The sequence below is a fragment of the Corynebacterium auriscanis genome (assembly GCF_030408435.1).
GTDB lineage: Bacteria > Actinomycetota > Actinomycetes > Mycobacteriales > Mycobacteriaceae > Corynebacterium > Corynebacterium auriscanis.
Map to the genome: position 1 here is coordinate 1,368,948 of NZ_CP047046.1, position 13,404 is coordinate 1,382,351.

Sequence of the window (13,404 nt, forward strand, 5' to 3'; positions counted from 1 at the left end):
TGACGCATTAAAGATGCTCTAAATAAGGTGCGGTGGGATTCCTCACCAGTCCCGCAAATATGCAATTCTATCTCGCAGTTGCTGCGCTGTACACAGCGCGGTAGGTGGTCCCCCGCAATTTTTGCGGGCATCGTTGTGTATTTGCCCGTGCGGTTTGCCCGTGCGGGCGGACTTCATCGCCACCAGGGCGTTGAGTTCCTTACGCAGGGCCGGCAGTTCCTCGCTGGCTACGCGCTGGCTGTGCAGGTTGGCTCCCGACCCTTCGGGGGCATTGGCTATCGCTTCTTTGCGGCGCCGTTCTTCCTCTTCTCGCTGCTTGGCCCGTGCCTCCACTTGGTCGGCCTGGCGCTGTTTGAGCAACGTGCGCATCTGATCGGCGTCCAACAGACCGGGAAGGCCCAGGTAGGCCTGTTCTTCCTCGGAACCCGCCACGGTGGAGGTGCCGTAGGTGGAGCCGTCGTAAATCAAGCTGTCCAACTCGGCTTCGGCGCCGACAGATTCGTACCCGCGCTCATCGCCAGGTTCATTCTTTTCCTGGTTTGCATCCTGTAAGGCCTGGTCATCCCATCCCTCGTCGGGGCGGTCTGGCTTACCCAGCACGTGGTTACGCTGCCGTTCCATTTTCGACGCCAAGTCCAGCAGCACCGGGACACTCGGGAGGAAAACGGAGGCGGACTCGCCGGGGCGGCGGCTACGCACGAAACGACCGATGGCCTGTGCGAAGAACAATGGGGTGGATGAACTTGTGGCGTACACGCCCACCGCCAGGCGGGGCACGTCCACGCCCTCGGAAACCATGCGGACCGCGACCATCCACTCGTCCATGGAGTCCGAAAACTCTTTAATACGATCCGAGGCCCCCGCTTCGTCGGAGAGCACCACGGTCACGGGGGTAGAGCTAATGGTCCCGAGGATCTTGGCGTACGCGCGCGCCGTGGTTTTATCCGTGGCGATCACCAGGCCGCCGGCATCGGGGGTGTGTTGGCGCAACTGCAATAAACGTGTGTGTGCAGCTTGCAGGACGGCCGGGATCCAATCACCGCGGGGATCCAGGGCCGTTTTCCATGCCCGCGCGGTTTGTTCCTGATTGAGGATCTCGCCCAGTCGGGCCTCGAACTCCTCGCCCGCACTATTGCGCCAGCGGGCTTGGCCGGAGTACGCCAGGAACACAACGGGGCGCACGACCTTGTCTTTGAGGGCCTCCGCATACCCGTAGGTGTAATCGGCGCTGGACTGCAGCGCACCTTCTGCTCCATCCACGGATTCGTAGCGCACAAAAGGAATCTGCGCGTCGTCCGAACGGAATGGGGTACCGGTCAAAGCCAAGCGCCGTTCCGCATGGGCGTACGCCAAGCGCACCCCATCGCCCCAGCTTTTAGCATCACCTGCATGGTGGATCTCATCCAAGATCACCAGCGTCTTTTGGGCGGTTGCGACTTGGTAGTGCTTGGTGGGTTTCATTCCCACCTGGGCGTACGTGACGGCAACTCCCTGGTAGGACCTATTGAATGGTGAAGAATTCGTGAAATTAGCGTCGATCGCGATTCCCTGTGCCGCGGCAGAGTGAGACCACTGGACCTTGAGGTGTTCGGTCGGCACCACGATTACAAGTCGCTGAACCACACGGGTTTCCAGCAATAGCCGAGCCAAGGTCAACGCGAAGGTTGTCTTTCCCGCCCCTGGGGTAGCTACTGCTAGAAAATCTTTAGGTTGTTCAGCGATGTATTTATCGAGTGCCTCCTGCTGCCAGGCGCGGAGGTGTTTCATCGCTTCTTTCTCGTCGTTTGTGGTCGTTAATCGTGCAGCACTCGGGTACCGCCGGCGCTCAGGCCTCTAGCGCTTGCGCAGAGATTGATAAATCTGCTCACAATCCGGGCACACTGGGCTGCCGGGCTTCGCCTGTTTGCGTACCGGAAAGGTTTCCCCGCACAGTGCCACAACGACCTTTCCAGCCACGGCAGACTCAATAATCTCGTTCTTCTTCACGTAGTGGAAAAACTTCGGGGTATCGTCGTCTGTCGTTTGCTCGGTGCGCACATCGGGGCGCTCAATGGTGGTTGTACTTGGGTTACTCACAATGACCCATTGTGCCCCTGAACGCACCCATTTTCCAACTAGGGATGAAGAGCGCACGCGGCTGTGTTGGATCTCCCTCCCTGCCCCAGTAGCAGCCCGAGGTTGGGACCAGTCGCACCCGCTCTGCCCCTCAACGCATGCACTGGCCACTGAAGGACTAGCGTTGTTTGCATGGCAGCTCAGAACAAACGCAGTGCAGCTTCGGTGCCTCGCTTTACTCGGCGCGGCAAGTCTACTGCCACCCTTATTACCGACGCCAAACGCTCCCGCTTGGAAGGGTGGCACCATAGGCGCCGGGTATATGCGACTTTGCAGCTGCTGCGCTTGCCGGTTTTGGCAGGCGCAGGCATTGCCATGTGGCTTACCAACAATGTGGCTCTAGCGGTGGCCATCGCCTTAATTTCGCTGCCTCTCCCCTGGGCAGCTGTCTTGCTGGCCAATGAAACTGGCGAAGTAGATAAGCAAGAACGGAAAATCTACAAGCCCGCCGTTGTGCGTGCCAACCGCCAAGCACTGGAGGCCAACCGAGGGGTGCGCTCAGCAGCGGATCCCCAGCATGTCCTGGAGTCTTCTGAGAGCGCATCCAATCCCGGCAAGGAAATCATCACTGTGGAGGATGACGAGTGACCCACTCCATGTCCAACGACAACCACTTCTTCGAAACCCTCAACCGAGTTGTCGATCACGTCCAGCAATTGGGTTATGACTCGCAGCTTGTCTCCCAAGTCCTCGGGGAGCGAGGCCTGGCCGCCGCCCACGGCCATAATTACGCTGCCGCCAAATGGTATGCACAGCGCATGGAAAACGGGGAACGAAACAGCGAACGAAACCTCATTTTGGGCTGTTACCTGCGCGAACCACTGGACCGTTCCCAATGGGAATTGGTGCTGGGCCCAGGTATAACCGCAGATGCATTGGCCGCCGGCGTGATTGCCCACGGCCGTCTGCAGGTGGATATCCGGCCGGTCGTTGTCGCGTCCCACGGCACAACCGAGGTTCTCGTGGTCAGCGACCCCGATGCTGCCGCCGAGGTACAGACGGGAACCAGTGACCATGTTCCAGGGGCGGGAAACGCCAGCATGTCCCTGCTGAACGTCATACCGCCACAGACTCCAGATCCCGATTCAGAATCTCACGGGTCAGTGACGGATGTCCTTGACCTAGGGTGTGGATCAGGTGTGTTATCTACAGTCCTCGCAGCCAACTATCCGCACCTTCGGGTGACCGGCACGGATATTTCCAGCAGAGCGCTCGCCTTTGCCAGAGCGGGGCGAGAGGTGGCAGAGCGGGGCGTCGAGAATAAAAGTGGCGACAGCGCAACTACCGATCCGCAGGTGGAATGGCTGTGTGGCAATTGGTTTGAACCGGTACATGGGCGCGAATTCGACGTGATTGTCAGCAATCCGCCGTTCGTCATGGCCCCGCCGCACCGCGATCAGGCGAAGACGTACCGCGAGTCCGGTTTGGAATTAGACGGCGCCAGTGCGCTGGTGGTTGGTCAGGCGCCCGAATACTTGCGGGTCGGAGGCCGGGCGCACCTGTTGACGGGATGGGCGCTAGCGGACGGGGAATCTGCTGCCCAGCGAGTATCCGCGTGGTTACCCACCCACGGTGTGCGCGCATGGGTAGTGCAACGGGAACTGGTGAGCGTAGCAGACTATGTGACCACGTGGCTGGCCGATGAGGAAGTCGATACCCGAAGCAGCGAAGGTCGCGCGCGTGTGAATGAATGGCTGGACTACCTGGGCGCCCACAAAGTGGAACGCATCGGAATGGGTTACGTACACCTAGAACGGATTGCAGATTCCGAGCCGTCGGATATGACCTTTGAGGTCCTGGACCAACCTCTGCCGCCGGGCACGTTTTTAGGCTACGAGGTCCACGAGTGGTTTGCCCGTATGCAGTGGCTGGCCGCAACGGATCGCGAGGATTTGCTGGATTCCACGTTCGCCATACGCCCCGGGGTCGCTGTGGAGCACATCGAAGTGGCTGATGTGGAACAAGGCCAAGGCTTTACCCCATACGCGTTGCGACTGAGCCGGACAGAGGGGCCTGCGTGGTCGCACGAGATCGATGAGCACGTCCGCGCCGTGATCAGCGGATTAAACCCCCAAGGCCTGAAGTTGCGAGATGTTGCCGGACTATACTGCGCCGTGCACGGGTTGGACGAAGCAGCATTTACCGACGCCCTCATGCCCATCATCACCGACCTGATCAGGCACGGGTTCTTGCTGCCGGCGACGGAGAGTGCATAGCGCACCGGCGTGCGTGGCTAAGGGACGGGGACCCAGAATTTATGTGGAACCAGCGTGACTAGTGCTGATCAGGAACCAGCGTAGCTAGAGCTGATCAGGAACCAGCGTGACTAGAGCGAAAAGGAAAAAGGACAGATGAAGGCAATAATCTCAACGGTGAGCGAAGCGAGTGTCACAGTGGACGGCCAAACAATCGCGGAGGTCACAGGTCCCGCGCTGTTGGCGCTGATCGGTGCGGGTCGAGACGATGCTCCGGACAGCTGGGAGACGATGGCGCGGAAGATAGCGGAATTGCGCTTGTTTCCCGGCGATCCCGCGCAGACAGCAACCGATCACTGGGAGGGATCCCGGGACACCTCGGTGGAAGAAATCGGCGGCACCGTGTTGGTCGTCAGCCAGTTCACTCTTATGGGGCGAACCGCCAAAGGGCGACGACCGTCATGGTCCGATGCCGCCCCGGGCCCGGAGGCCGAACCCATTATCGAGAAGATAGTGGCCGAACTCCGCCGGCGAGGCATCTGCGTAGCCACGGGTCAGTTTGGGGCGAATATGGCGGTGCAATCCGTGAACCAGGGCCCGTTTACCGTTCTCGTAGAGACTTAAAAATTGCTGGTCACGGCCGACATACCCCATAAGGGGGTGCATCTGGGCGCAAGGTTTAACCTAAATCGGAACAATTCGCACCGCTTGTCCGTTGACGATGTAGAAACTAACGAAATATTAGAGACTTAACGAAGTCAATGTCTTCTTTTCACCGAGCTTCTCCAGGAGGAGATCAGCGTAATGAGCAACTCCATGTATGACGACATGGCGGGCGAAGCCGACGATCGCGACAACGAACGATCCGAGGATAAGGGTCGCCGTCGGGGAAATAACGAAAACCCCTCTGCCGATTTAGTGCGCGTCTACCTCAACGGCATCGGCAAGACTGCTCTGCTGACTGCAGAAGACGAGGTGGAGCTGTCTCAGCGCATTGAGGTCGGACTGTATGCAGAGCACCTTTTAAAGAACACGAAGGACCTCACCCGTGCCCGCAAGCGTGACCTGAAGATCCTGGCCCGTGAGGGTAAGGCTGCCCGCAGCCACCTCCTAGAAGCCAACCTACGCCTCGTTGTGTCCTTAGCGAAGCGCTACACGGGCCGTGGAATGCCACTGCTGGATCTCATCCAGGAAGGCAACCTCGGACTGATCCGCGCGATGGAGAAGTTCGATTACACCAAGGGCTTTAAGTTCTCTACCTACGCCACGTGGTGGATCCGTCAGGCCATTACCCGCGGTATGGCAGATCAGTCCCGTACGATCCGCCTGCCGGTACACCTGGTGGAGCAGGTCAACAAACTCTCTCGCATTAAGCGGGAGATGTACCAGCACCTAGGTCGCGAAGCCACCAATGAGGAGCTATCGGAGGAATCGGGCATTGAGGAATCCAAGATTGAGCTGCTGTTGAAACAATCCCGCGACCCAGTGAGCTTGGACATGCCGGTGGGTTCCGATGAAGAGGCGCCGCTGGGTGACTTCATCGAGGATTCCGATGCCACAGATGCCGAGGCGGCGGTTGTTGCATCGCTCCGCCACTCGGACGTCCGCGCCGTGCTTGGCACGTTGGAGGAACGCGAGCAGGACGTCATTAAACTGCGCTACGGCTTGGATGACGGCATGCCTCGCACCTTGGATCAGATTGGCCGTCGCTTCGGTCTTTCCCGCGAGCGTGTGCGCCAGATCGAGCGCGAGGTTATGGCCAAGCTGCGCGAGGGGCATCGCGCTGCCAAGCTCCGCGAGTACGCTATCTAGAGCAAGTGTTTGTGTATCTTAAATAGGTAGGTTAACTCCCCCTCTCTTCGAAGACTCGGAAAGGTATATCGCTAGTGCGAGATTTGGTTGATACCACTGAGATGTATCTGCGCACGATTTATGAATTGGAGGAAGAAGGCATTCCCCCACTGCGCGCGCGCATCGCAGAGCGTCTGGCCCAGTCTGGGCCAACAGTGAGCCAAACTGTTGCGCGTATGGAGCGCGACGGTCTGCTCAGCATCGCACGGGATCGCAGTTTGAAGCTCTCCGCTGAGGGTCGCGAGCTTGCCACTGCCGTCATGCGTAAACACCGTCTGGCAGAACGCCTGCTCACGGACGTAATCGGGCTACCGTGGGAGAAGGTCCACGATGAAGCCTGCCGCTGGGAACACGTCATGGGTGACGAGGTGGAACAGCGCCTCGTAGAGGTTCTGACCGAATACACCACCTCTCCTTTCGGTAACCCCATTCCAGGACTTCAAGCTCTCGTCCCCGATACCGAAGATGATCGCCTGGACCAACTCAACAACAGTGTGAAAGCACTACGGGAGCGAGAATCCGTTCGAGCTTCTGATATCGATACCGGCAAAGAAATCCGCGTGATCATCTTGGCCGTCAACGAAATCGTCCAAGTCGAGCACAAAATCATGGCCAAGATGGCAGCACTCAACATGTCGTTAGGCAGCGAAGTGACCTTGCAGTCCGCAGAGGACGGCAACCTTACGGTCACCAACGCCCAAGGCAGCCTCACGATTCCGGAAGATATTAGCCACGCTTTGCGGGTGCAGCCACTGGATTGATCGGCCGCTTTCCGCCGATCTCGGCTAGCTCAACTACCCGGTTGCTCATATCCTGCGCCCCGACGTTGTTCGGGGCGCAGGTCGTTGTTGTTCCCACCATGTCCGTCGAACGCCCCGGCTCCCTTCAGGAATTCGATGTCGAGGATATCTAGGCAGGCGTCGAAATCAGATAGGAATTCATCCACACTGGCGCCCAGATCCACCGCTAGGGTCAGCTCATCGTGACACGCGGCGAGCACGTGAGTTCCGCGTTCCAAAGCTAGGCGGAGCAGGTCACGGGTTTTTCCCCGATGGTGAGCACCAATCGCGCTGATGGTAAGGCCCACCGTGACGGCATCGTCCTCGCACACCGTGTCCAGTTCGTTCATCGTGCGCAATAACGTGGAAAAAGCAACGGTGCCCTCGTCATTTCCGCCCAAAACCACGGCCAGAAGCGCCATCAAACGCCAGCGCGGTGTGGCCTCCGTGCGCCGCGCAGCGGCGGCGAGTATTTCCCGCACGATGGGTGCGTTAACACCTGCGCCCGCCACAATGATGGTGGTGTGTAGGACTTCGCTAAGCGCCAGATATGTCACGCGGGTAAGCACATCAACGTCGTCGCACGCATCCTCCACAGAGCGCTTTCCTTCTTTCACTGCCGCAATCGTCTCGTAGAGCCTCACCACGTCGCCCACATCGCCAGGGCCCTGCGAACACAACCCGTGGCTTTCCGCTCTGCACTCCTCAGCCTCTTCTAATTGACACCCGAGCACGCATCGCTGCGCCAAGAGGTCCAGGGGATCTTCTCGCTGATCCAACCAATGTTCCATTTCATCGCGATTGTTCAAACGCAAGGCTCCAGCCAGGGTGGCGATGTTCTGCAGCGGATTATCATCAATGCTGCCCACATGGCCACTGGTGTTTGTGTTGCTCTCGCGCCAAATCGCCCCGGTCGCAAGTTGTTTCACAAGGAAATGGCCGTTGATCGTGAGGTAGTGTTCCTCCAGGATTCCGCGTGCCTGTGCCATCGCTCGACTGCGCTTCTTCCCAGGAGAGCCAATGCCGATCAAGATGGCTTCGCACGCTTCCAGCTCAATACCATCGTCAGATTGCATGGCCTCGATCAGCGTCTGCACGCCTTCGCGAACCGCCCCTTTATCAAAATCCACGCGGACCACGGGCCCCACTGTCATCCGCGCCGGCTCACCTGCCATTGTGGGTACCAAACCCACCACCACCAGAGACTGGGTTGGAACGAAGCCTAAGAGCGCCGGGAGAGATGCCAACAAAGCACCCGGATCCGAACCCAAGTTGACCGTCCGCGAGTGTGCGGACGACCCGGAAGAGTCATCTAATTGGCCAGCGGGAATACCTTCACGCTCCAGTCGGTTGTTGAGTATGTCTGCAAAATCTTTGAATGAAGTCATGCCAGCATTGTCGGTGAGGTCGTGGACCTAACTCCGGCACACAACAGAAGAATCACGGCATCCACCCTGCACCCTGTGGATAACAGCGGGGATGTGGATAAGAATTTTTCTTCTGCCATTGTGCAGGTCATGAATCCGCAGCTCTAACCACCTTGGTAGGCTGTAGCAAAGGTATCGCGTGTGAAGGGAGTGCTGCACGATGCCCGAGAATTTTCCGCAATCTGATGGCCAGCGGCGAGAGCTCTACGATTTGGCGTACCCAAATCCTTTAGGGGGTCCCACTCCTCAGCTCGAATCGCAGCTCAACACCTCGCTTTCCAACCCCACAGAACGTCCTCAGGTTGATCACGAGGCCACCGACACCACGGCCACTTTGCCGCTGATGATCGCCCTGCAGGGATATGCGGACGCCGGCCAGGCGGTGCATAATGCAGGCACCCACCTGCTGCAGGCACTAGATAGCCAGCCGCTGGCAAAGTTCCGCGTGGATGACCTAGTGGATTACCGCTCTCGTCGCCCAGGGGTGACCATGGATCACTCCCGGGTCGTTGACCGTGAGGAACTAGCGCTGACACTCGACGTGGTGACAGACACCGAGGGGCAGAAGTTCTTGCTTCTCAGCGGTCCGGAACCGGATCTGAAGTGGGGTGCATTTTCTGATGCGGTGCTGGAACTGGCGCGCAAATTCAACGTTGACAGGGTGGTTACGCTGTACGCGGCACCCATGACCGTTCCACACACCCGTCCTCTCGTGATCTCCGCCCACTCCACTAATTACCAGTTAACTGCGGATTACCACACCTGGGATTCCCGCATGATCTTGCCTGGGGCCGCGGCTCTCGACACGGAGCTCAAGCTGTCCCGCCACGGCTTTGAAACCATTGGATTCACCGCGCATGTGCCCCACTACATCGCTGCCAGTGACTACCCCGAAGCCACGCACAACCTGCTAGAAGCAGTAAGTAAAGTCACGGGGCGCAAGCTCCCGCTGACAGCGTTGGAAAGTGACATTGCGCGCGTGCAATCCCAGCTGACCGAACAAGTGGAGGAATCCGCCGAGATCGGGACCGTAGTACAGGCTCTTGAGCAGCAGTACGACGCAAACGCGGAGCGGATTCGTCGACGCAAGGAAAATACCCTGCTGCAACCTGGCCAAACAATGCCTACCGGTGACGAAATCGGCGCTGAGCTGGAGGCCTTCTTGGCCAATGTCGCACGCGGCGAGACGGATGGTTCATCCGACGCCCCTGAACAGCGTGGCGTCGACCCCCACAAGGGCGCTGGGGAACAACCGGAAGAAGGCCGCGATAGCCGTGAAGAAGACGACGGTGAGGACGGCAACGCCTAGCCGGATGGCCCGTGGCGTGCCGTGAACACCCAAACCAAAGGAAGCTTGAAGCCCCTGTGTCCATTGCATCTGATCTCGCTAGGCTTTTGCCCGACCTCGATGAAGTTCCCGAAAGCCTGGTCGATGATGCGATTCTCGCGTCCTTTCTGGGGTGGACAAGGGACCGCGGGATCACGCTGTACCCCGCGCAGGAAGAGGCCGCGACGGCGCTGGTCGCGGAGGACAACGTCATCCTCGCTACCCCCACGGGTTCCGGCAAATCGATGGTGGCTATCGCCGCGCACTTCATCGCAATGGCTCGGGGCCAGCGGAGTTTCTACACGGCTCCGATCAAAGCTCTCGTAAGCGAAAAGTTCTTCGACCTCTGCCAAACCTTCGGACCCGAAAACGTGGGCATGATGACCGGTGATGCTACAGTCAACGGCAAAGCGCCGATCATCTGCGCCACCGCCGAAATCGTGGCCAATATCGCGCTGCGCGAAGGTAAGAATGCGCACATCGATCAAGTAGTGATGGATGAGTTCCACTACTACAGCGAGCCCGACCGCGGTTGGGCGTGGCAAGTTCCCCTGTTGGAACTGCCCCAAGCCCAGTTTTTATTGATGAGCGCGACGTTGGGTGATACCGCGCCACTACAAGAGGACCTAACTGAGCGCACTGGACGCACCAGTACCCTCGTAACGGGCTCTACCCGCCCGGTCCCCTTGGACTTCCATTACGTCTACACCCCCGTGCACGAGACGATCGCCGAACTGGTCGCAGAAGGTAAAGCACCGATTTACGTGGTGCACTTCACGCAGCGTGAAGCGATTGAGCGCGCCCAAGCCCTCACCAGTATGTCCCTGCTGGATGATGCGGGGAAGAATGCTGTCGCCAACGGCATTGGTAACTTCCGGTTTACTACGACGTTTGGCAAAACCCTGTCCAAACTGCTTCGTAAAGGCATTGGTGTGCACCATGCTGGAATGCTGCCGAAGTACCGTCGCCTCGTTGAAAAGCTGTCCCAGGAAGGGTTGCTCAAAGTCATCTGTGGAACGGACACGCTGGGCGTGGGCATCAACGTGCCTATTCGCACGGTGCTGATGACGGAGTTGACGAAATACGACGGGATTCGCCACCGCGTCCTGAAATCCCGCGAATTTCACCAGATTGCCGGGCGCGCCGGGCGCGCGGGTTTCGACACTGAGGGCACGGTAGTCGTGCAAGCTCCGGAACACGAGATCGAGAACTTCCGTGCCCGGGAGCGCGCCGGTTCAGATCCGAAGAAAATCAAAAAGATCCGGAAGAAAGCCGCGCCTGAGGGGCGGGCGACGTGGAGCGAGAAAACGTTTGATCGCCTCAAGGTGGCGGAACCAGAGCAGCTAGTTAGCCAGTTCCGCATGTCTAACTCCATGCTGCTCAACCTTGTGGCTCGCCCAGAATGGACCTACGGTTCCCTGCGCCACATCCTGCGCGGCAATCATGACACGCGCGCGAAGCAAAATGCATCAATCATGCGGACGATTGAGCTATACCGCGGGCTAGTGAACGCAGGCATTGTGGAGGAGTTCAAAGCCAAAACACCCTCGGGTAAGGACGCACGGCTCACCCAGGATCTGCAACGCGACTTTGCCCTCAACCAGCCGCTGTCCCCCTTCGCGTTGGCGGCGTTGGAACTGCTGGATCCCGAGTCTTCCACGTTCACCTTGGATGTGATCAGCACTTTTGAGGCAGTGCTAGATGATCCGCGGGCCATCTTACTTGCTCAGCAAAAGCAGGCCCGTGGTGAAGAGATCGCCGCCTTGAAGTCCGAAGGTGTGGACTACACCGACCGGATGGCCATCGTGGAAGACATCACGTGGCCACAGCCACTGGTGGAAGAATTGGAAGCAGCCTTCGACACCTTCTGCGAGGGCAATCCGTGGGCCAAAGACTTCGAGCTCAGCCCCAAATCGGTTCTGCGCGACATGATTGAGAAGGCCATGACCTTCAGTGACATCGTGGCAACCTACGGCCTCGCCCGCGCCGAAGGGGTTGTGTTGCGTTACCTCACGGATGCGTGGCGGACCCTCGAGCATTCGGTTCCACAGCAGTACCGCACTGATGAACTCGCGGATATTTTGAATTGGCTCGGTGAGTTAATTCGTCAAATCGACTCTTCCCTCATCGACGAGTGGGCCCAGATGGGTGATGAGAACGCGGCACTGACCGAGGAACAGGTCCAAGAGCACGCATTTGGTGTGACGGATCCCAACCTCCTGTCCGCCAATCCCCGCGCCCTACGCCGCATGGTGCGCAACCACTTCTTCCGTCACGTGGAACTGTTCGCGTTCGAGCGGGAGGAGGCTCTCGAGCAGATGGATTCCTACTTAGACAACCCACCAGACTGGCCTGCTGCGATGGACGATTACTTTGATGAGTATGCCGATCTGGGGGTGGACGCCAATGCCCGCTCCGGCGATTTGATTTCCATCCGGCCGGGAACGGGCGAAGAATCGGGGCTGTGGTTCGTAAGGCAAATCTTTGACGATCCTGAGGGTGACCACGGTTGGTCGCTGCGTGGAACAGTGGATCTCAATGCGACCGACGAGGCCGGTGAAGTGCGTCTACGCGAGTTGGAGATCATCGCGGGTTAGGCACCGCCGAGGCGCCTAGATGGGCCAGCCCTACCGGCCCTGCATCGTGGATTCCAGCAACTCTCGCGATGCTTTCTCGGCCCTATCGAATGCGACGGTAATGATCTTGCCCAGCTCTGCATAATCACTGCCCCGCGCGCTACTCGTACGGAACACATAGCCCATTTGTCGACCAGCCACAGAGGCCCCACCCGCGAACGTGGCGAAATCCACTCCGGGGCGTCGATGTTCAGATGTGATTGAACTCAGCGGAATGAGGGTGATACCTTGCCCCGCGGCCACCAACTGGATCAGCGTATTCAAGCTAGTTGCCCGAGCTAGGTTTCGAACTTCGCCGCTGTTTTTCACAGTGCGGCATAGGTCTAGTACCTGGTCGCGCAAGCAGTGTCCGTCGTCCAGCAGCAACAGTTCGTCCTGGGGGATGTCAGAGACCTTCAAATTTCGCCGTCCGGCCAGCTGGTGACCCTGTGGAACCACAAGCACGAATTCTTCTAGGAAGAGACGCTCGAACTTCAGCCCCGTGGTGGTATCGGGGCTGGCAATAATCGCCAGGTCGAACTTCCCAAAACGCAGATTATCCAGCAGGGCTTCGGTTTTATCCTCCGTGACCACCGGTTGCAACGTAGGTAATTTAGCGCTGGCCTCGGATAAGAACTCGGGAAGGATATAGGGCGCCAAGGTTGGGATCATGCCGATAGAGATCCCTCCCTCCAAGCCGCCTTGTGCGCCATGCGCTTTGGTCACAAAGTCGTCGAGACTAGCCAACGTCGCCTTGGCCAAAGGCAGCAGCTCTTCACCGGTGGAGGTGACGATAACCTTACGAGTAGATCTTTCGATGAGCTGAACATCCAGACCGGTCTCCAAAGCTGCCAGTGCCTGCGACAACGACGGCTGGGAAATCCCTAGGTTGGATGCGGCCGTTCCGAAATGGCCGTACTCTGCAATGCTGACGAAAGTACGGAGCTGCGTGATTGTAGGGCGATATTCTCTGGTAGACACATGCTTTAGCTTACAATACAAATCCCCCTATTTGCTTAATCTGGGGAAACGATAGATTTGCAGCAGGGGAATTCAAAAGCATTCGTTATGCTTGGGCTAATTCTGTTCACCATT

11 protein-coding genes are annotated in these 13,404 nt (G+C 58.5%); 7 read left to right on the top strand and 4 right to left on the bottom strand.

From position 1 onward, the window contains the following. Nucleotides 1–42: 42 nt before the first annotated feature. Nucleotides 43–1,767, bottom strand: coding sequence for a DEAD/DEAH box helicase (locus tag CAURIC_RS05765; protein ID WP_265914303.1), 1,725 nt, complete (start codon nucleotides 1,765–1,767; stop codon nucleotides 43–45). A gap of 66 nt (nucleotides 1,768–1,833) precedes the next feature. Beyond that, complete coding sequence (locus CAURIC_RS05770) at nucleotides 1,834–2,076, bottom strand: DUF3039 domain-containing protein (protein WP_035113068.1); 243 nt, start codon at nucleotides 2,074–2,076, stop codon at nucleotides 1,834–1,836. Nucleotides 2,077–2,247: 171 nt separating this feature from the next. Here CAURIC_RS05770 and CAURIC_RS05775 point away from each other — a divergent pair, with 171 nt between their 5' ends. The 5 genes from CAURIC_RS05775 to CAURIC_RS05795 all read left to right on the top strand — a co-directional run bounded on the left by CAURIC_RS05775 (nucleotide 2,248) and on the right by CAURIC_RS05795 (nucleotide 6,922). Further along, entirely contained in the window at nucleotides 2,248–2,703 is a 456-nt protein-coding gene (locus CAURIC_RS05775; RefSeq protein WP_052094668.1) for a DUF3099 domain-containing protein, read from the top strand. Continuing rightward, nucleotides 2,700–4,331, top strand: coding sequence for a N5-glutamine methyltransferase family protein (locus CAURIC_RS05780; RefSeq protein ID WP_052094665.1), 1,632 nt, complete (start codon nucleotides 2,700–2,702; stop codon nucleotides 4,329–4,331). The genes CAURIC_RS05775 and CAURIC_RS05780 overlap by 4 nt, the downstream gene beginning before the upstream one ends. Before the next feature lie 135 nt (nucleotides 4,332–4,466). Beyond that, entirely contained in the window at nucleotides 4,467–4,934 is a 468-nt protein-coding gene (gene dtd, locus CAURIC_RS05785; RefSeq protein WP_035112923.1) for a D-aminoacyl-tRNA deacylase, read from the top strand. Nucleotides 4,935–5,138: 204 nt separating this feature from the next. Continuing rightward, a complete protein-coding gene (locus CAURIC_RS05790) occupies nucleotides 5,139–6,122 on the top strand; it encodes a sigma-70 family RNA polymerase sigma factor (protein WP_141739678.1) in 984 nt (327 codons plus the stop codon). Between the two features lie 74 nt (nucleotides 6,123–6,196). Continuing rightward, a complete protein-coding gene (locus CAURIC_RS05795; protein WP_265914305.1) occupies nucleotides 6,197–6,922 on the top strand; it encodes a metal-dependent transcriptional regulator in 726 nt (241 codons plus the stop codon). 29 nt (nucleotides 6,923–6,951) lie between these two features. Here the strand turns inward: CAURIC_RS05795 and CAURIC_RS05800 are convergent, their stop codons facing one another. Then, the gene (locus CAURIC_RS05800; protein ID WP_052094662.1) at nucleotides 6,952–8,328 is read right to left on the bottom strand and encodes a DUF4192 family protein; all 1,377 of its coding nucleotides are present in this window, start codon (nucleotides 8,326–8,328) and stop codon (nucleotides 6,952–6,954) included. Nucleotides 8,329–8,527: 199 nt separating this feature from the next. On the opposite strand from CAURIC_RS05800, the gene CAURIC_RS05805 reads away from it, so the two are divergent. After that, complete coding sequence (locus CAURIC_RS05805) at nucleotides 8,528–9,676, top strand: PAC2 family protein (protein ID WP_084588054.1); 1,149 nt, start codon at nucleotides 8,528–8,530, stop codon at nucleotides 9,674–9,676. A gap of 56 nt (nucleotides 9,677–9,732) precedes the next feature. Beyond that, entirely contained in the window at nucleotides 9,733–12,291 is a 2,559-nt protein-coding gene (locus CAURIC_RS05810; RefSeq protein WP_265914306.1) for a DEAD/DEAH box helicase, read from the top strand. Between the two features lie 30 nt (nucleotides 12,292–12,321). Here CAURIC_RS05810 and CAURIC_RS05815 read toward each other — a convergent pair whose 3' ends face one another. After that, complete coding sequence (locus CAURIC_RS05815; RefSeq protein WP_035112911.1) at nucleotides 12,322–13,290, bottom strand: hydrogen peroxide-inducible genes activator; 969 nt, start codon at nucleotides 13,288–13,290, stop codon at nucleotides 12,322–12,324. Nucleotides 13,291–13,404: the final 114 nt, after the last annotated feature.

Bases quoted from the DNA above. Each gene is read 5' to 3' on its own strand.
- CAURIC_RS05765 (WP_265914303.1), bottom strand. From the start codon at position 1,767: ATGAAACACCTCCGCGCCTGGCAGCAGGAGGCACTCGATAAATACATC.
- CAURIC_RS05775 (WP_052094668.1), top strand. From the start codon at position 2,248: ATGGCAGCTCAGAACAAACGCAGTGCAGCTTCGGTGCCTCGCTTTACT.
- dtd (WP_035112923.1), top strand. From the start codon at position 4,467: ATGAAGGCAATAATCTCAACGGTGAGCGAAGCGAGTGTCACAGTGGAC.
- CAURIC_RS05790 (WP_141739678.1), top strand. From the start codon at position 5,139: ATGGCGGGCGAAGCCGACGATCGCGACAACGAACGATCCGAGGATAAG.
- CAURIC_RS05800 (WP_052094662.1), bottom strand. From the start codon at position 8,328: ATGACTTCATTCAAAGATTTTGCAGACATACTCAACAACCGACTGGAG.
- CAURIC_RS05805 (WP_084588054.1), top strand. From the start codon at position 8,528: ATGCCCGAGAATTTTCCGCAATCTGATGGCCAGCGGCGAGAGCTCTAC.